We start from the raw sequence: 18,417 nt of genomic DNA on the forward strand, positions 1-18,417 counted from the left end.
GGGAGTCGTCATGACCGTCCACAGCGCACCCCAGCAGATCGACACCGTCGTCGTCGGCGCAGGTCAGGCAGGCCTGTCCGCCGGTTACCATCTGGCCCGTCGTGGCCGTCCGTTCCTCATCGTCGACACGTACGGACGCATCGGCGACAACTGGCGCTGCCATTGGGACTCGCTACGCCTGTACAGTCCCGCCGGCTACGACGGACTGCCCGGCATGTCGTTCCCGGGCGACCCGCACCGCTCCCCCACCAAGGACGAGCTCGCCGACTACCTCGAGTCCTACGCCTCCCGCTTCGACCTGCCCGTGCTCGGCAACACCCGGGTGCGCCGACTCTCCCACGACGGTGACCGGTTCGCCCTCGACTGCGGCGACACGCGGATCGAGGCGAACAACGTCATCGTGGCCACGGGCACGTTCGGTCGAACCCCACGCGTCCCCGACTTCGCTTCCGAACTGGATCCCGAAATCGTGCAGTTGCATTCGAGTGGATATCACGATCCGTCGCAGTTGCGTGACGGTCCGGTACTCGTGGTGGGAGCCTCTCATTCCGGCAGTGAGATCGCCTACGAGCTGGCGGCGTCCCATCCGACGATCCTGTGCGGACGCGACACCGGGCAGTTGCCGGTGCGTGTGGACAGTCCCGCCATGCGCGTGCTGTTCCCGGTCCTGTGGTTCGTGTGGGGACATGTACTGTCCGTACGCACCCCGATGGGACGACGTGCTCGCGAGGACGAACGGCATCACGGCGCGCCGCTGCTGCGAATCCGCCGGCGGGAGCTGGCCGCGCGCGGCGTCACCCGGATCACCGAGCGGGTGACCGGCGTGGACGAACTCCGCCCCGCACTGTCCGACGGCCGGATTCTCGACGTGACGAATATTGTGTGGTGCACCGGATTCCGTCAGAACTACGACTGGATCGACCTACCGGTGCTCGACACGGATGGCTGGCCGCGCGAGGAACACGGCGTGGTTCCCTCGGTGCCCGGCTTGTACTTCACCGGTCTGTGCTTCCAGTCGTCATTCCGGTCGATGCTCGTCGGCGGCGCCGGCGCGGACGCGGAGTACGTCGTCCGTCACCTCGTCGCACACGGCGCACCCACGTCCCCCGGAACGGATCCGGATCGGCACAGGACGCGTTACACGACGAAGCGGATCCACCGCGTCGCCGTCGGCTACGACGTAGTCCTCGGCCATCGAGTCGGCCGACGTCAGAGCGCCCGTTCGAGTCCAACCTGGGTGCAGCCGTAGCCGAGCCGCGCCCCGAACATCCGAGCCCGCTCGTCGGACGCGTCCACGGCGATCTGCGCGAGCGTGGCACCCCGGTTCCGGCCGTGATCGTGGGCCCACTCAAGCATGGCTGTGCCGATGCCGCGGGAACGTTCGGACGAGGCGACCCGGATTCCTTCGACGAGCAGGCGGGTGGCACCACCACGGAACAGACCCGGCACGATCGTCAACTGCATCGTGCCGACGATCCGGCCGACCTCGTCGCGCACCACCGCGAGGTAGTGCGAGGGGTCGCGAGCGACGGCGTCGTAGGCCTCTTCGTATCGGGCGAGTTCCGCACCGTCGCAGGGGGTCTGCTCGTCGTCGGAGAGCAATGCGACGATCGCCGGTACGTCGGATCGACCGGCACGTTGCACCCGATAGCTGCTGTCGCCCAACCGGATCTGCCCGCCGACCGATTCGCGGGCGCGGGCCTGCAACCGGGCGATGAGCAGGTCCAGCCAGCCACCGACGTGCCGTCGAGCCTCGACGGTATCGGGATAGCGGCACCGCAGGTGCAGACCCGAGTCGTCGAGGATGAACCACAGCATCACCCCGTCGGTGCGGATGGTCGCGCCGACGTACTGCGCCTCGAGGCCGGTGGCGTCGACCCGGACGGGAAGCCTGCGCAGGTCCAGCCAGGAGATCGCGAACATGCCCGGGACCTCCGGCATACCGCCCCACGGGCGCAGGATGTCCTCGAGGGGCCAGGATCCGAGCCGGACCGCCTCCTTGACGGCGTCCGCGGCCGCGCGAGGTTCGGGGACGGACGATTCGAGCACCGAATTGGTGATGAACCAGCCGACGGAGTCGTGCCAGGTGGCGTCGTACCGGCTGTGCACCGGGAACACCGCCCGTAACGGGGATCCGGCCAGTTCGAGGGTCACCTCGGTCATGGCCACGACCACCAACGCGAGAGTGGAGACCCCGTCGTCCTTGGCCTGGGCGGAGAAGGCGGCGCTGTCGTCGACGTCGAGCACGTCGCGCACCTCCACGCGTTCGCGTTGGAGGCTCGCCACTCCGAGGGAGAGCGGGAAGCGCGGCATCACGTCGCCGCTGGCAGCGAGCACCTCTGCCCAGCGCTCGTGGACCTCGGCGGGTGCGGCCGGACGGTCCTGCAGTGCCCGGGTGTGTTCCGCGAAGGCCGGTGTCGGCGGCAGGGACGGTTCCCGTCCCGCGCGCACGGCGGCGAGGGCGGCGAGCAGGTCGCGGGCGATCACCAGCATGGACCACATGTCGACGTGCGAGTGATCGGCAGCCACCACGACGGTCGGTTCCGTAGCGGTCTCGAGCACGCACAGCCGGTGCGACGGCCGGTTGTAGGGCGAACATGCGCTGTCGAGGACGTCCCGGAGGGCGTCGTTGACGGCCTGACCGGGACCGATCGGATGTTCGACCCAGCCGCCCGGGCGGATCTCGGCCTCGTGCAGGCGCGGCTCACCGTCGTCGCCGTGAGTGAACACCGAGCGCAGGGTGCCGTGCCGCGCAATCACCGCCAGCCATGCTGCCGCGAGGTCGTCGGGCGAGACCGGCTCGAACAGACGGAAGGACAGAGCCATCCAGGAGCCGGGACGATCACCCGCGCCGACGTGCCGCCGCTGGTCGAACGACACGGGCAGCGCCCGGCCGAGCCCCGCGACGGTGACGTCGTAGCCGAGCAGTCGACCGAACGGCAGGCGCAGGTGCGCCACATTTGTCAGCCGCATGCCGGGTATCCTAGGCGCCTTCTCCAGCAACTGCTTTCCGACATCGGGAGACGACGTGCCGACCTTCAGTGTGCCGGGGGCCGAACTCGACGTGGAGCTGAGCGACGAGGGTGGTCACCCGGTCGTCCAGCTCCACGGACTGACCTCGAGCCGCCACCGCGACCGCCTCATGGACCTCGACCTGGGCCGCGGGCTCAGCGGCACCAGGCTGCTGCGCTACGACGCACGGGGGCACGGCCACTCGACCGGGCGTGCGGTGCCGGAGGACTACCGCTGGCCGGTGCTCGCCGACGACCTGCTGCGGCTGCTCGACCACTACTTCCCCGGCGAACGGGTCCACGGGGTCGGGCCGTCGATGGGCACCGGGACCCTGTTGCACGCGGCGGTGAAGGATCCGGAGCGGTTCAGCAGCCTCACGCTGCTGGTGCCGGCGACCGCTTGGGCCACCCGCGCCGCGAAGGCCGCCGAGTACCGGGCCGCCGCCGATCTCATCGAGCAGCAGGGACTGGCGGCGTTCCTCACACATGACCTGAATGCACCACGACCACCGGCCACCGTCGACGCGCCCGACACAGTCCCCGACGTCACCGAGGAACTGCTGCCGTCGTTGTTCCGGGGCGCCGCACTGAGCGACCTGCCCGATCCGGAGGCCGTGTCCGGCATCGATATTCCGGTGACGGTGCTGGCATGGATCGACGACCCCGCCCATCCGGTGTCCACAGCGGAGGCGCTGATGGGTCTGCTCCCCCACGCGAAGCTGGAGATCGCGTACACCCCGGCCGATCTCGCGCAGTGGCCGAGCATCCTCTGCGAGGACGTCGCCCGGCACGGTTGATTCCGTCGGCATAACGATTTCGGTGTTCCCGACCTCGATATACGGGGTCGAGAACACCGAAATGCGGATGGCTACGGAGGACCGCCCCGATGTCGTCCGTCAGACGTTGAAGCGGAACTCCACCACGTCGCCGTCGGCCATGACGTAGTCCTTGCCCTCCATGCGGACCTTGCCCTTGGCCTTCGCCTCGGCCATCGAACCGGCCGCGTCGAGGTCGGCGAAGGAGACGATCTCGGCCTTGATGAAGCCGCGCTCGAAGTCGGTGTGGATCACGCCGGCCGCCTTGGGAGCGGTGTCGCCCTTGCGGATGGTCCAGGCACGCGATTCCTTCGGACCCGCCGTCAGGTAGGTCTGCAGACCGAGGGTGTGGAAACCGGCGCGCGCGAGCTGCTTCAGACCTGCCTCGGTCTGACCGATGGATTCGAGCAGCTCCATCGCCTCGTCCTCGTCGAGCTCGAGGAGCTCGGACTCGACCTTGGCGTCGAGGAAGACGGCGTCTGCCGGTGCGACGGCCTTGCGCAGCTCCTCCTTGCGCTCCTCGTTGGTGAGGACGGCCTCGTCGGCGTTGAAGACGTACAGGAACGGCTTGGCGGTGAGCAGGTGCAGGTCGCGCAGCAGCTCGCCCTTCACCTCGGCCTGGGCGGAGAAGATGGTGCGGCCGTCCTCGAGGATCGCCTGCGCCTTCTTCGTCTCCTCCAGCTGAGCGACGAGTTCCTTGTTCTTCCGGGACTCCTTCTCGAGCCGCGGCAGCGCCCGCTCGATCGTCTCCAGGTCGGCGAGGATCAGCTCGGTCGCGATGACCTCGATGTCGGCCATCGGGTCGACCTTGCCCTCGACGTGGACCACGTCGGGATCGTCGAACACTCGCACGACCTGACAGATGGCGTCCGCCTCACGGATGTTGGCGAGGAACTTGTTGCCCATGCCCTCACCGGCGGAGGCCCCCTTGACGATGCCGGCGATGTCGACGAACGACACCGTGGCCGGGAGGATGCGCTCGGAACCGAAGATCTCGGCGAGCCGGTTCAGTCGCGGATCGGGCAGTTCGACGACGCCGACATTGGGCTCGATGGTGGCGAACGGATAGTTCGCTGCCAGCACATCGTTCTTGGTCAGCGCATTGAACAGCGTCGACTTGCCGACGTTGGGAAGACCGACGATTCCGAGGGTAAGGCTCACGGAATCGGTATTCTACGCGGCCGCCCGCCGCTCACTTCACCCGCACGCCACCCGCACCAGTTGCGCGATGCGCGCGGCCTGGTCCTCGTCGGGCACGGTCGATCCGTTGGCCGCGACCTCCTGGACCTTCGCGTTCACTTCCTGGTCGGACGCACCCTCGTCGATGAGCGGACAGGTCTCGGTGACGATGGACTCGATGTCCTGCGTCTCCCGGTCGGCCGACAGCTGCGGGTAACCGGTGCGGAAGGCCGCGACGAAGACGTCGAGCTTCGCCTCGTCGAAGATGTCGCCGGCCCGCTCGGCCGCGCTGGACGCGACGCTCTGCACCGACGAGATGGCGCCCTCGGCCTGCTCCTGAACGCTCGTAACGGCGACATCCGCCGACGACCGCACGTCCTCGTCGCTGGAAGTGTCGTCGGAGCTGCACGCGGTGAGCGCGAAGGCGGCTGCGACCGCCACGGCCGCCGCAGGTACACGCAGGCGTCGGGTCGGGCTCGTTCGGTTCGTCACGTTTCGAGGATGCCACGGCCGGGGACCCTTCAGCGTCGTTTCCGGCGTGTCGTCCGGACCACGCGCGGCGCTCGGTGACCGTAGATTGGCGACTGTCGATCGGTATCGAGCTCGATACATGTCGGAAGGACCGTCGTTGACCGAATCGAAGACCGCGCCCAGCGGAAACAGCAGTGGGAAGCCGTCGGCGAAGCCCGACCGCGGAAGCCTGCTGGGCACGGGCGGAATCTGGCTCGCCAAGTGGTCGGCCTGCCTGGTCGTCATCGCCGCCGGTGCGGTGGTGATCGGCTGGATCATCGAGAAGATGTGGGTGATCGTGCTGCCGGTCGCCCTCGCGATCGTCGTCTCCACGATCCTGTGGCCACCCACCCGCTTCATGACCAAACGCGGTGTTCCTCCGGCTGCTGCGGCCGGCCTGACCCTCGTGATGTTCTTCGCGATCGTCGGTGGCATCATCGCCGGCATCGTCCCGTCGGTGGTCTCCCAGATGCCCGATCTGGCCAACAAGGCCACCGAAGGCATCAACACCGTGCAGGAGTGGGTGAAGGGACCCCCGATCAACCTGCGCGACGAGCAACTCGACAATGCCGTCCACGCCGTGGTCGAACGAGTGCAGGGCAGTGCCGCCACCATCGCGGGCGGCGTCTTCTCCGGTGTCAGCACGGCGGGCTCACTGCTCGTCACGCTCGCTCTCGTCCTCGTGCTGACCTTCTTCTTCATCAAGGACGGTCCGCGCTTCCTCCCGTGGCTGCACCGTGTGAGCGGCGGCCGCGCCGGCCGCCACCTCGAAGCGGTACTCGGCCGCATGTGGGACACGCTGGGCGGGTTCATCCGCACCCAGGCTCTGGTGAGCTTCATCGACGCGCTGTTCATCGGCATCGGCCTGGTGATCCTCGGAGTCCCGCTCGCACCCGTGCTGGCGATCCTCACCTTCATCGGCGGGTTCATTCCCATCGTCGGTGCGTTCGTCGCGGGTGCGTTGGCAGTCCTCGTGGCGCTGGTCGCCAACGGTTTCACGACCGCGATCATCGTGCTGGTCCTCATCATCGCGGTGCAGCAGATCGAGGGGAACGTGCTGCAACCGGTGCTGCAGTCGCGGTCGATGAACCTGCATGCGGCCGTGGTGCTGCTCGCGGTGACGGCCGGCTCGTCGCTGTTCGGGATCGTCGGTGCGTTCCTGGCTGTGCCGGTCGCGGCGGTGGCCGCGGTGGTCATCCGCTACATCGGCGAACAGATCGACGAGCGCGCCAGTGAAGGCGAGGACGACGAGACGAAGGCACTCCCGGCTCCGGGCGACACCTCGGTGCCCGATCCGAAGCCGGCCTCTCCGGCACCGGCCGCCTCCGAGGACTGAGGGGCGGTCAGCTCGCGACGCGGACGGTGGATCCCGAGCGGCCACGGATGACGTGTAGCCTGCTCGGGATCCGCTGCCGCATCTCGTCGACGTGACTGACCACGCCCACCACGCGGCCTCCCGCGCGCAGTTCGTCGAGCACCCCCATGACCGCTTCGAGGGCGTCGGCGTCGAGTGAACCGAACCCTTCGTCGATGAACATCGTGTCGAGCACGAGCCCGCCGGCCTCGGCGGCGACGACGTCGGCGAGGCCGAGGGCAAGGGCGAGGGACGCCTGGAAGGACTCGCCGCCCGACAGCGTCTTCGTCGATCGCACGGCCCCGGTGTACTCGTCGTGGATGTCGAGACCGAGACCGCCGCGACGACCCCGGCTCTCGGCCGCGTCGGAGTGCACGAACTCGTAGCGACCGCCGGACATCCTGCGCAGGCGTTCGGAGGCGGCGTCGGCGACCTCCTCGAGTCGCGCCGCGAGCACGTACGAGCGCAACGACATCTTCTTGGCGTTCGACCCCATTCCGGCGACGACGTCGGCGAGCGCGGAGAGTTCGGCGTGTTCGTCGAGCAGCGGGACGAGTTCGGCGCAGGCACGCTCGAGTCGCCGGGAGTAGTTCTCGATGTCGAGGTGCCGGCGCTCGGCCTCGGTGGCCGCGCTCAGGGCGGCCTCGACCGCCGCGGCACCGTCGTCCACCGCTGCGCGCGCGGCCGTCACGTCAGCGACCTCGTCGCCGGTGAGGGCCGCGATCGCCGGGTCGTTCAGCGTGGAGGTAGCCACCGCGCGTTCGTCGTCGGCGGCGCGCAGGACGCGGTCGATCTCGGCGAGCCGCTCGGGTGTCCGGACAGCTGCGCGGGCGCTGTCGAGGTCGGTGAAGCCCGCCTCCGCGGCTGCGGTGCGGGCGTCGGCGGCGCGTTCGTCGGCGGCCGTGCGCGCCTGCAGGGCGGCGGTGCGGGCGTCGAGCAGCGCGGTGGCGGCGGCGGACAGTGCCGCGACCGTCCTCCGTCGCGGGGCGAGCAGGTCGAGGTCGCCGACGGCCTCGACGATGCGCTCGCGGATCTCCGTGATCTCGGCCGCGCGGACCGCGTCCTCGCGGGCGAGTTCGGACAGTTCGGCGTCGAGCCGCTTCTCCTGTTCGGCCAGCACCGTGTCGAGTTTGCGCAGGTCCTCGACCGTCGCGCGCAGATGGTCGAGCCGACCGGCGACGGTGGCGGCCTCGTTGTGGGCGCGGACCGCCTCGGCGTGGGCGGTGGTGAGTTCGGCGAGTTCGGCGTCGCCGCAACGCTGTCGGAGGACGGCGACGATCCCGGAGAGTTCGGTGACGGCCTCGCGTGCTTCGCTCAGCGCGGTGGCGGCGCGTTGCTCGGCGGCGTGGGCGCGTTCCTCGTCTGCCTTCGTCGCAGTGTCGGGAGCCGGGCGCGCGGGCTCGGGATGTTCGGTGGAACCGCAGACCATGCACGGTTCGCCGTCGGTGAGACGCGCGGCGAGTTCGGTTGCCATTCCGTCGATCCGGCGCTGCCGGACGTCGAGGTGCGCGTCGCGTGCGTGGTTGTATTCGGAGTGCAGTTGCAGTACCCGGGCTTCGAGCCGTTCGAGTTCGTTTCGGCGCGAAGCGAGTTCGGTGGCGGCGTCGAGCGCGTCGGCGGCACGGTCGCGTGCGGTGGACAGGCCGAGGAGCATCGCGGCTGCGCGTTCGGTCTCGGCGACCGCATCAGCAGCGGCGGTCGATCGTTCGGGCAGCGCGGCGCGCTCGTCGATCACCTGCCGACGCTCGTCGGTGAGGGCACGGCGACGTCCGGCGAACTTCTCGCGTTCGTTCTCGAGCTCGGTGAGACGACGACGGCGATCGAGTAGGACGTCGAGTCGCGCTGCCTCCGAGGACCATTCCTCGCATCGAGGTCGGATGATGTCGCGGTCGGCGGCGGACGACATCGGCCCGACAGCCTGGAGGAGTTCGCGTCCTTCGTCGTCGCTGCGGAGCGGCGCGGCGGCCGTCTCGGCGCGCGCCACGGCGGCATCAGCCTCGCGCGCGAGGCGGGCGGCCTCCCGATCGACGACCGCGACGCTCACCGCGCGATGCGCGGCGTCGCGTTCGGCTGTCACGGCGACGCGCTGCGTCTGCGTCTGCTCGAGTTCGGCAAGGATGTTCAGGGCGTCGCGGCGGCGGCGGAGTCGGTCGGCGAGAGCGACGGTCTCGTCGAGCCTGCGCCGGTTGACCTCGTCGACGGCGCGGACTCGTGCAAGCGCTCCGGCGGCGTCGTTGCGGCTCTCGGCGGCCTCGGCGAGCAGGCGGCCCGCCCATTCCACCGGATCGGCGTCGGCTCCCGCCTCGATCCCGGCCGACGCGGCCACCTTCGCCGCGAGCACTTCGACCTTCTTCTGTTGCTCGGCAAGCAGTTTCGTTCCGGCACCGCGCCGATCGCGGAACCACTGCTCGACGTCGCCGAAACGGGTGGTGTCGAACAGACGCTCGAGCAGCCTGCCGCGCTCCTCGCTGTTCGCACGCAGGAACCGGGCGAAGTCGCCCTGCGGAAGGAGCACCACCTGGAAGAACTGTTCGGCGCTCATCCCGAGCAACGACTTGACGACGTCGCCGATCTCCTGGGCGCGGGACAGGTTCTCCCCCGACCCGTCGAGCCAGGTGAGATTCGCCTTGGCCTGCTGCTTGATCGTGCCGGTGCCGCGCTTCTTCGGGCGTTCGAACTCGGGGCTGCGTTCGATGGCCAGACGGCGACCCGCGATGGTCGCCTCGAGCCGGACCGTCGGCACAGCACCCACCCGTGCGTGGTCGGACAGCAACCGGCGCCCCTCGGAGCGAGCACCGGGGACGGTGCCGTAGAGCGCGAACGCGACCGCGTCGAGGATCGACGTCTTGCCCGCGCCCGTCTGCCCGTGCAGTAGGAACAACCCATCGGCGCCGAGCGCGTCGAAGTCGATCTCGACGGTGTCGGCGAACGGACCGAAGGCCGTGATCTCGAGGTGGTGCAGTCTCATGCCGGCACGTCCGTCCGCCACTGCGTGTCGGTCTCGTCGCCGATGCCACGACGACGGTCGACCTCCCTCAACGCTTCGTCGATCCAGCCGCGCTCGCGTTCGGACGGCTCGGAACGCACATCGGTGAGGAACGACGCGGCGATGTCGCGATCACTGCGCCCGCGCACCTTGTCGCGGTAGCTGCCCTCCGTGGACCCGGCCGGTCGCTGCCATTCGACGTGCACGGCGTACGGGAACCGCTCCTGCAGGCGACGCATGGCGTCGAGCGGGCGGATCGCGTCGGTCAGCACCGCGGAGACGTAGTGCTCCTCGACGGCGGCATGCGCCGGATCGGCGAGCAGATCGTCCAGTTCGCCTTCGAGACGAGTCAATTCGCGGATCACCGGGAGATCGACTCGCTCGACGGACGCCGCACCCGAGGCGTCGAGGTCGACGACGAAGACCGCCTTGCGGTGCGAGCGCTCGCCGAAGGAGTACGGCAACGGCGATCCCGAGTACCGGACCGTCTCGCTCACCGTCTGCGGGGAATGCAGGTGACCGAGCGCGACGTAGTCGACACCGTCGAACGACGACGCGGCGACCGTCTCGACCCCGCCGACGGAGATGGACCGCTCGGAGTCGCTGGGCTCGCCACCGACGACGAAGGCGTGCGCCAGGACGACCGTGCGGCCGTGCCGATCCGCGACATCGGCGCGCACGCGTTCCATCGCCGCGTCGAGGATCTGCTGGTGCGAACGGGCCTCGGGCACGCCGAGCTCGGCGCGGGTGATCTCGGGTTCGAGATACGGGATGCCGTAGAAGCGGACCGGGCCGTGCTCGTCATGCAGGACAACAGGGCTGTCGATCTGAGATACGCGGGTGATCAGGTGCAGACCCCCGTGCGCCGCGAAGGCAGCGCCGGCACCGAGCCGGACCGGCGAGTCGTGGTTGCCGGAGGTGGCGACGATGATCGCCCCTGCCTCACGGATGGCCTCGAGGCCGGCGTTGCACACGGCGACCGCGTCGGAACTCGGGATCGACCGGTCGTACACGTCGCCCGGCACGACCACCACGTCGATCCGGCGTTCGGCCACCAGATCGGCGATGGCCCGCAGCGCACGCGCCTGGTCGGCGAGCAGGTCGACACCGTGGAAGGTGCGGCCGATGTGCCAGTCGGAGGTGTGCAGGATCCGCATGGGACAGACGGTAGAGGAGAGGACCGACATCCCCGGATGTCGGGTGGATGTCGCATCGATGAGGCATCATCCGCCACATGACAGCACTCACGGCACTCGGCCTGCTCGTCGCGCTCGGTCTCGGGGTGGTGCTCGGCTGGCTGTTGCGGGCCACCCGCGACGGCGAACGCGCAGCCCGTGCCGAGGCGCAGCTGGCAGCCCTGCGGGACAACGAGGAGCAGCTGCGTCAGTCGCTGGCAGCGGTGAGCGAGGATGCCGCGCGCCGGCAGTCCGGTGCCATCGGCGACCAGGTCTCGCGGCTCGTCGGCCCGTTGAACGAGGCCGTCGGAGCGCTGGCCCGGCAGGTCGAACACGTCGAACGCAACCGCGTGCACGCCTACGCCGGGCTGAGCGAGCAGGTCGAGGGCATGCACCGCGCGTCGCAGCTGCTGTCCACGCGGACCCAGCAGCTGGTCACCGCGCTGCGCGCGCCGCAGATCCGCGGACGATGGGGCGAGATCCAGCTCGAACGCGTCGTCGAGCTCGCCGGGATGGTCCGGCACTGCGACTTCGACACCCAGGTGAGCAAGGACGGGGTGCGCCCCGACCTGCTCGTCTACCTCGCCGGTGGCAAACAGATCGTCGTCGACGCGAAGGTGCCCTTCGCCGCCTATCTGGATGCCGCCGAGGCCGAGGAGCCCGACGAGCGCGACCGGCACCTCACGCGCCACGCACGCCAACTGCGCACCCACATCGACCAACTGGCGGCGAAGGCCTACTGGGAGTCGTTCGACCCGACGCCCGAGTTCGTCGTGTTGTTCGTCCCCGGCGATCCGTTCCTCGATGCCGCGCTCGGCGCCGATCCCGATCTGCTCGAGCACGCTTTCGCCCGGAACGTCATCCTCGCCACACCGACCACGCTCGTCGCGTTGCTGCGCACGATCGCACACACCTGGCGGCAGGAGGCGCTCTCCCGCGACGCCGCGACCATCCACCGATTGGGCCGTGAACTGTACCAACGGCTCGGTGTGGTCGGTTCCCACCTCGATCGGCTCGGCAACCAGCTCGGCAAGGCCGTCGATTCGTTCAACATGACGGTCTCGTCGATGGACACCCGGGTGGGCGTGACGGCCCGCAAGCTCCACGACCTGGAAATATTCGACGGTGAGGTGCCCGAGGTGCAGCGTGTCGACGCTTGGCCGCGACGCAGCACTCTGGCAGAAAGAGCAGTGGCGGACGGTCCTGTCGACGAAGCGAGCTGACATCGCCACGCTAATGTCTACGTTGTGTCTGCAACCCAACGTGCACGTTCGGCGGTGCCGCTCGACATGCGGTCGTTGGTGCCTACGGTGCCCGGTGTGCCCTGGTGGGGTGCCGTGGCGATCGCAGCCGGAACGACGCTTCTCGGGGTGCTGCTCGACAGCGCACGCGGGAACGAGCTGACCTCTGCGTTCACTGTCTTCTACGTGCTCGGCTGCGTCGCGGCCGTGGTGGCGGTGCGCTATCGCGGACTGTTCACGGCCATGGCCCAGCCGCCTCTGCTGCTGCTCCTCGCGGTGCCGATCGGTCAGGAGATCGTCTCCTCCGCCAGCACCGGCGGATTGAAGGATCTCGCGCTCAACGTCGCCTATCCGCTGGTGAACCGCTTCCCGGCGATGCTGGTGGCGACACTCCTGGCACTGGCCATCGGCGGTTTCCGGATCTTCGTGACCCGACAGAACACGGGAGTACGTGCCCGTGCGCCGCGAGAGCGGGCGAAGCCGCGGGCAGCGAAGACCGGAACCGCGAAGGACCGCCCCGCTCGCGCCGCGGGCGACCGGCCGACACGCGCTGCAAACGACCGGCCGACCAGGCGTGCGGGCCGGGGGCGACCGGCGACGGCCACCCCTGCGGATGCACGTCGCACCGCTTCGGGCCGCGGGACGCCGGCCGCGAAGGCGTCGGTCCGGGAGGTCGCCGACACCCGATCCCGTCGCCGCGTCCGTCCCGAATCCCCGACCGCCGAGCAGCCCGCTCCCCGGCGTACCCGCGCTCCCCGACCTGCGGACCCGGTGCAGCCGGAGGTCCGCGAGCCGCGGCGCCGTCCGGCACCCGAGCCGGACACCGGTCGACCGGCGCCCTCCCCCGCACCCACGCAGGGCTACGAGCCGCCGCGCGTGCGGTACCGCGACCGCTACGAGGACTGACCCACACGACGAAGACGACCGGTCACGTGCCGATTCACGGCGGTGACCGGTCGTCTTCGCTCTACGGAACTACCCGGTTCAGCGACGCGACGCGCGCAGTTCGCGCGGGAGAGCGAACACCAGGGTCTCGTTGGCGGTCGTCACCGACTGCACGTCGTGGAAACCGCGCTCGTCGAGGAACTGGACGACGCCCTGAACGAGGATCTCGGGGACCGACGCGCCGGAGGTGATGCCGACGGTCTCGACACCCTCGAGCCAGGCCGGATCGATCTCCTTGGCGTAGTCGACCAGGTGCGCTGCCCGGGCACCCGCACCGAGGGCGACCTCGACGAGCCGCACGGAGTTCGACGAGTTCCGCGACCCCACGACGATCACCAGATCGCACTCGGGCGCCATCGCCTTCACCGCGACCTGGCGGTTCTGCGTGGCGTAGCAGATGTCGTCGCTCGGCGGATCCTGCAGCTGCGGGAACTTCTGGCGCAGACGCTGCACGGTCTGCATCGTCTCGTCGACGCTCAGGGTGGTCTGGGACAGCCAGATGACCTTCGACGGATCGCGCACGGTCACCGAATCGACGGCGTCGGGACCGTCGACGAGCTGCACATGGTCGGGGGCCTCACCTGCGGTGCCCTCGACCTCCTCGTGGCCCTCGTGACCGATGAGCAGGATGTCGAAGTCGTCGCGGGCGAAGCGCTTGGCCTCCTGGTGGACCTTCGTCACCAGCGGGCAGGTCGCGTCGATGGTGCGCAGCTGCCGGGCAGCGGCCGATTCGTGGACCGCGGGCGACACACCGTGCGCCGAGAACACGAGCACGGCACCCTCGGGCACCTCGTCGGTCTCGTCGACGAACACCACGCCGCGGTCGGCGAGCGTGTCGACGACGTGGCGGTTGTGCACGATCTCCTTGCGGACGTAGATCGGCGCACCGTACTTGTCGAGCGCCTTCTCGACGGTCTCGACGGCGCGGTCGACGCCGGCGCAGTAGCCGCGCGGCTCGGCGAGCAGGACGCGCTTTCCGGAGGTGGAGAGACCGGCGGACCGTGTGATCCCGACTTCGAGAGGAACAGGCGCAGACATACCTCCAGAGTACGGGGCGCGTCGGAGTGTGGCTTTCCAGCTCGCAGCCGACGTGCTCCCCGGCTACCAATCACGCCGATCATCGGGCAGTCTTGGGGCATGATCCGTCCACCGTTCCTGGCACGGGTGGCTGCCGGCGTTGCTGTCACCGCGTACGAAGAGACCCTCAAGCTGCCGAGCACAGCCGTTTCGTTGCCGATGACGACGGTGAGCCAGATCCTGCAGACGACGATGCGAGTGCAGCAGGTCATGACCTCGTTCGCCATCAAGGGCGACCAGTTCTTCGAGATCTTCGGAGCGGAGCCCGCCGAGACCGCACAGTGGGCGACCTTCGACGACGACGGCTCGACCCCTTCGGACGAGACCGCGACCTCGACGAACAGCGCCGCGAACGGCGCTCCCGGCCGGTTCGCCCTGTACTCCATCCCGCCGGCCAACGAAGCCGACGCACCCGTGGCCGAGCAGGCCGCACCGGTAAAGGCCGGCACCGCGACGACGAAGGGGCCCGCGAAGAAGACGGCAGCCGAGAAGTCTGCTCCGAAGAAGGCCGCCGCGAAGTCCGCAGACGCCGAGGTCACGAAGATCGGCGAGACCACGGACACGAAGGTCGCCTCCGACGATCGTTCCGAGATCGTCGAATACCTCGACTACGACTCGCTGACCCTCGCCCAACTGCGTGCCCGCCTGCGCGCACTGTCGGTGGACGAGCTCACAGCGGTGCTCGAATACGAGAATGCTCACGCCGCGCGTACTCCGTTCGTGACGATGCTGTCGAACCGGATCACGAGCGCGCGTAACAAGTGACGGCCGGACAGAACGCGGCACGCCCGAACTCCGCGGAGCAGCCCTGGCCCGTCCGCACCGTGGCGCAGAAGGTCGCCGGGTGGATCGACAAGCTCGGCACCATCTGGGTCGAAGGGCAGATCACGCAGATCAACGCCCGCCCCGGGACGCGGACGGCGTTTTTGACCCTGCGCGACCCGTCGGTGGACATGTCCCTGCAGGTGACCTGTTCACCCCAGTTGTTGCAGCGATCGGGGGTGCCGCTCACCGAGGGCAGCCGCGTGATCATGTTCGGGAAGATGACCTTCTGGCCCGGCCGCGGCAGTCTGGCGCTGCGAGTCACGGAGATCCGGGCCGTCGGTATCGGTGAACTGCTCGCGCGGCTCGAACGACTGCGTGCGTTGCTCGCGGCCGAGGGACTGTTCGACCCGCGGTTGAAGCGCCCCCTCCCCTTCCTGCCGCGCCGCGTCGGTCTGGTCACCAGCCGCGGCAGCGCGGCCGAACGCGACGTGCTGTCGGTCGCGCAGCGTCGCTGGCCGGCCGTGCAGTTCGACGTCCGCCACGCGACGGTGCAGGGCCCGACCGCGGTCACGCAACTCATCGACGCCATCGAAGCACTCGACAAGGACCCGGACGTCGAGGTGATCGTCCTCGCCCGCGGCGGCGGCAGCGTCGAGGATTTGCTGCCCTTCTCCGACGAGGCGCTGTGCCGCGCGATCGCCGCGTGTACGACGCCCGTGGTCAGCGCGATCGGCCACGAGCCCGACAGTCCGCTCTGTGATCACGTCGCCGACCTGCGGGCCGCGACCCCGACCGACGCCGCGAAGCGCGTCGTACCCGATGCGGTTGCCGAACTCGATCTCGTCGACGAACTGAGAGCACGGTCGGCGGCGGCGCTGCGCAACTGGGTCCGGCGCGAGGAACACGTGATCGCACAGTTGCGCGACCGTCCCGTCCTGGCCGATCCATTCCGCGATCTCGACCGGCGGAACGAGGAGATCGAGCGGTTGCAGCACGCGGCACGACGCGACGTCACGCGATTGATCTCGTCGCAATCGTCGACGCTCGAACACCTGCGGGCACGGTTGGCGACCCTCGGGCCCGCGGCGACCCTGGCGCGTGGCTACGCCGTGGTCCAGCGGATCGTGCCGGGCAGCGCCCCCGAAGTGGTACGCACACTCGACGAGATGCCCATCGGCACCCAGCTGCGAGTGCGCGTGGCGGACGGCGCGGCCCGCGCCGCCGTCATGGGACACGAACGACAAGGAAGATCAGGACAGTGACGAACGCGGGAACCGACGACGCCAACGCCGATGTGCGGGAGTTCGGCTACGAGCGAGCTCGGGACGAACTCGTCAACGTCGTGAAGATGCTCGAGCAGGGCGGACTCGACCTCGACGACTCGTTGCAGCTGTGGGAGCGCGGCGAGGCACTCGCGCAGCGCTGCGAGGAACATCTCGCCGGCGCCCGCGAACGTGTCGAGCAGGCGCTCTCCCTCGCGGACGACGAGGACGAAGACGACGAGTACGAGGACGAGGACTGACCTCGACCGAGCTCACGATCAGGGCTCGGTCGCTCCGACCCGGATCAGGGTTCGAGGGGCTCGGCCCTGCCCGCGGCGGTGGCCAGGGTCGTGAACTCGGCCTCGTCGCCGGAGCCACCGATCAGGATGCGCACGTCGCCGAAGTCCGACACCCAGAGCGCTTCGACGCCCTCGCCGCCGTAGACCACCCAGTCGTGGCCCTCGACGGACCTGGTGTCGGTGGCGGTGCGGGCACCTCCGGCGACGAATCGCACCAGTTCGTCCTCACCGGCATCCGATTGGGTGAAGCGCACGTAGCGACCTGCAGGAGTGATGAAACCGACGGTGCTCGAATCGCCGCCCTGGTTACCGGAAACGATGCTGCGGCTACCGGAGTTGGGCTGCCAGTCCTCGGGCACCTCGGGGTGGCGGATCGGGAATCCGAGTTCCGCCGCGTCGTACTTCAGGCCGGCATCGATGTCGAAGCTCGGCACGGGACCCGCCGTGGGTCCGCCGGGCTTGAACTCGCACTGGCTGGCGATCGCCGCGATGAAGAGGATCAGCACGAGCAGCGGGATCAGCGACCACGCCATATCTCGACCGTCTTGCAGGATGCGAGGTTTCTTGGATGCCACCCGTCCAGTCTGACAGCTACGAAACGGGCAGGCTCAGGCCGGGCGGGTCCGACAGCCCACACCATCGGCCGTGATGAGACAATAGCCACGCGACACACACGGATCGTGCGGGCGCCCTCGGCGCCCGCTCCCTCTGCCGGCGCAACCCGCGTCGACCGAAAAGTCTCCAGGAGGCAGTAGCCCATGACGGCCAGCACCCCACGCCGCGAAGCTCCGGACCGCAACCTCGCGCTCGAACTGGTCCGCGTCACCGAGGCCGCGGCGATGGCGGCCGGCCGGTGGGTCGGACGCGGCGACAAGGAAGGTGGCGACGGCGCCGCCGTCGACGCGATGCGGCACATGGTCAGCTCCGTGTCGATGCAGGGTGTCGTCGTGATCGGTGAGGGCGAGAAGGACGAAGCGCCCATGCTGTACAACGGCGAGGAGGTCGGCAACGGCGACGGTCCGCTGTGCGACGTCGCGGTCGACCCCATCGACGGCACGACCCTCATGTCGAAGGGCGCTCCCGGCGCGATCGCGGTGCTCGCCGTGGCCGAGCGGGGCGCGATGTTCGATCCGTCCGCCGTGTTCTACATGGAGAAGATCGCCGTCGGTCCCGAGGCCGCCGACGTCATCGACATCACCGCCCCGATCGCGGAGAACATCCGCCGTGTCGCGAAGGCGAAGAACATCGCGCACGCCGACCTGACCGTGACGATCCTCGACCGTCCGCGCCACGCGCAGATCATCAGGGAGGTGCGCGAGGCGGGTGCCCGCATCCGTCTGATCTCCGACGGCGACGTCGCCGGCGCGATTGCCGCTGCACGTCCGGGTTCGGGTGTCGACATGCTGCTCGGCATCGGCGGTACCCCCGAGGGCATCATCGCCGCGGCCGCCATGCGCTGTATGGGTGGTGCGCTGCAGGGTCGCCTGGCACCGAAGGACGACGCCGAGCGCCAGAAGGCGATCGACGCCGGACACGATCTCGACCGTGTCCTCACCACCACCGATCTCGTCACCGGCGAGAACATCTTCTTCTGCGCGACCGGCGTCACCGACGGTGAGCTGCTCCGCGGCGTCCGCTACTCCGCCGGGGGCGCGGAGACGCAGTCGATCGTGATGCGCAGCAAGTCGGGCACGGTCCGCATGATCGAGGCGTACCACCGCCTGCAGAAGCTCAGCGAGTTCTCGTCCATCGACTTCCACGGTGTCGCCGGCTCCCCGCCGCCCATGCCCTGATCATC

General features: G+C 69.3%; 16 protein-coding genes. 9 read left to right on the plus strand and 7 right to left on the minus strand.

Annotated elements, in window-relative coordinates:
- Positions 1 to 10 precede the first annotated feature (10 nt).
- On the plus strand, positions 11 to 1,249 hold the full coding sequence (locus AC6CID_RS03505) for a flavin-containing monooxygenase (RefSeq protein WP_498353578.1): 1,239 nt from the start codon (positions 11 to 13) through the stop codon (positions 1,247 to 1,249).
- Here the strand turns inward: AC6CID_RS03505 and AC6CID_RS03510 are convergent.
- The gene (locus AC6CID_RS03510) at positions 1,210 to 2,973 is read right to left on the minus strand and encodes a GNAT family N-acetyltransferase (protein WP_498353579.1); all 1,764 of its coding nucleotides are present in this window, start codon (positions 2,971 to 2,973) and stop codon (positions 1,210 to 1,212) included. The two genes, AC6CID_RS03505 and AC6CID_RS03510, sit on opposite strands and share 40 nt — an antisense overlap.
- A 55-nt stretch (positions 2,974 to 3,028) precedes the next feature.
- On the opposite strand from AC6CID_RS03510, the gene AC6CID_RS03515 reads away from it, so the two are divergent.
- On the plus strand, positions 3,029 to 3,808 hold the full coding sequence (locus AC6CID_RS03515) for an alpha/beta fold hydrolase (RefSeq protein ID WP_024103289.1): 780 nt from the start codon (positions 3,029 to 3,031) through the stop codon (positions 3,806 to 3,808).
- A gap of 99 nt (positions 3,809 to 3,907) precedes the next feature.
- On the opposite strand, the gene ychF is transcribed toward AC6CID_RS03515, so the two are convergent.
- Positions 3,908 to 4,987, minus strand: coding sequence for a redox-regulated ATPase YchF (ychF, locus tag AC6CID_RS03520; RefSeq protein WP_016693933.1), 1,080 nt, complete (start codon positions 4,985 to 4,987; stop codon positions 3,908 to 3,910).
- A 36-nt stretch (positions 4,988 to 5,023) separates the two neighbouring features.
- Positions 5,024 to 5,497: a hypothetical protein gene (locus AC6CID_RS03525; protein WP_498353580.1), complete on the minus strand. Its 474-nt coding sequence runs from the start codon at positions 5,495 to 5,497 to the stop codon at positions 5,024 to 5,026.
- Positions 5,498 to 5,633: 136 nt separating this feature from the next.
- Here AC6CID_RS03525 and AC6CID_RS03530 point away from each other — a divergent pair, with 136 nt between their 5' ends.
- On the plus strand, positions 5,634 to 6,851 hold the full coding sequence (locus AC6CID_RS03530) for an AI-2E family transporter (RefSeq protein WP_498353581.1): 1,218 nt from the start codon (positions 5,634 to 5,636) through the stop codon (positions 6,849 to 6,851).
- A gap of 7 nt (positions 6,852 to 6,858) precedes the next feature.
- Here AC6CID_RS03530 and AC6CID_RS03535 read toward each other — a convergent pair whose 3' ends face one another.
- Together AC6CID_RS03535 and AC6CID_RS03540 are read right to left on the minus strand one after the other, a co-directional pair.
- Positions 6,859 to 9,837 carry an AAA family ATPase gene (locus AC6CID_RS03535; protein ID WP_498353582.1) on the minus strand — a complete coding sequence of 993 codons (2,979 nt, stop codon included), beginning with the start codon at positions 9,835 to 9,837 and terminating at the stop codon, positions 6,859 to 6,861.
- Positions 9,834 to 11,012: an exonuclease SbcCD subunit D gene (locus tag AC6CID_RS03540; RefSeq protein ID WP_006553912.1), complete on the minus strand. Its 1,179-nt coding sequence runs from the start codon at positions 11,010 to 11,012 to the stop codon at positions 9,834 to 9,836. The genes AC6CID_RS03535 and AC6CID_RS03540 overlap by 4 nt, the downstream gene beginning before the upstream one ends.
- Positions 11,013 to 11,089: 77 nt before the next feature.
- Here AC6CID_RS03540 and AC6CID_RS03545 point away from each other — a divergent pair, with 77 nt between their 5' ends.
- Positions 11,090 to 12,253 (plus strand): DNA recombination protein RmuC, encoded by a 1,164-nt coding sequence (locus AC6CID_RS03545; RefSeq protein ID WP_006553911.1) that lies wholly within the window; start codon positions 11,090 to 11,092, stop codon positions 12,251 to 12,253.
- Positions 12,254 to 12,277: 24 nt separating this feature from the next.
- Positions 12,278 to 13,177: a DUF6542 domain-containing protein gene (locus AC6CID_RS03550; RefSeq protein WP_232238034.1), complete on the plus strand. Its 900-nt coding sequence runs from the start codon at positions 12,278 to 12,280 to the stop codon at positions 13,175 to 13,177.
- Positions 13,178 to 13,255: 78 nt separating this feature from the next.
- Here AC6CID_RS03550 and AC6CID_RS03555 read toward each other — a convergent pair whose 3' ends face one another.
- Positions 13,256 to 14,254 carry a 4-hydroxy-3-methylbut-2-enyl diphosphate reductase gene (locus AC6CID_RS03555; protein ID WP_006553909.1) on the minus strand — a complete coding sequence of 333 codons (999 nt, stop codon included), beginning with the start codon at positions 14,252 to 14,254 and terminating at the stop codon, positions 13,256 to 13,258.
- Between the two features lie 99 nt (positions 14,255 to 14,353).
- Between AC6CID_RS03555 and AC6CID_RS03560 the strand changes: the two genes are divergently transcribed.
- Genes AC6CID_RS03560 through AC6CID_RS03570 form a run of 3 tightly spaced genes read left to right on the plus strand, consistent with a single transcriptional unit; the run spans position 14,354 to position 16,580 of the window.
- Positions 14,354 to 15,058 (plus strand): lipid droplet-associated protein, encoded by a 705-nt coding sequence (locus AC6CID_RS03560; RefSeq protein WP_498353583.1) that lies wholly within the window; start codon positions 14,354 to 14,356, stop codon positions 15,056 to 15,058.
- On the plus strand, positions 15,055 to 16,320 hold the full coding sequence (gene xseA, locus AC6CID_RS03565) for an exodeoxyribonuclease VII large subunit (protein WP_498353584.1): 1,266 nt from the start codon (positions 15,055 to 15,057) through the stop codon (positions 16,318 to 16,320). Before AC6CID_RS03560 ends, xseA begins: the two co-directional genes overlap by 4 nt.
- A complete protein-coding gene (locus AC6CID_RS03570; protein WP_033097244.1) occupies positions 16,317 to 16,580 on the plus strand; it encodes an exodeoxyribonuclease VII small subunit in 264 nt (87 codons plus the stop codon). Before xseA ends, AC6CID_RS03570 begins: the two co-directional genes overlap by 4 nt.
- A 44-nt stretch (positions 16,581 to 16,624) precedes the next feature.
- On the opposite strand, the gene AC6CID_RS03575 is transcribed toward AC6CID_RS03570, so the two are convergent.
- Positions 16,625 to 17,194: a DUF4245 domain-containing protein gene (locus tag AC6CID_RS03575; protein ID WP_024103281.1), complete on the minus strand. Its 570-nt coding sequence runs from the start codon at positions 17,192 to 17,194 to the stop codon at positions 16,625 to 16,627.
- A gap of 183 nt (positions 17,195 to 17,377) precedes the next feature.
- Here AC6CID_RS03575 and glpX point away from each other — a divergent pair, with 183 nt between their 5' ends.
- Positions 17,378 to 18,412 (plus strand): class II fructose-bisphosphatase, encoded by a 1,035-nt coding sequence (gene glpX / locus AC6CID_RS03580; RefSeq protein WP_006553904.1) that lies wholly within the window; start codon positions 17,378 to 17,380, stop codon positions 18,410 to 18,412.
- Positions 18,413 to 18,417: the final 5 nt, after the last annotated feature.

The sequence above is a fragment of the Rhodococcus sp. GQ147 genome, from assembly GCF_059759155.1.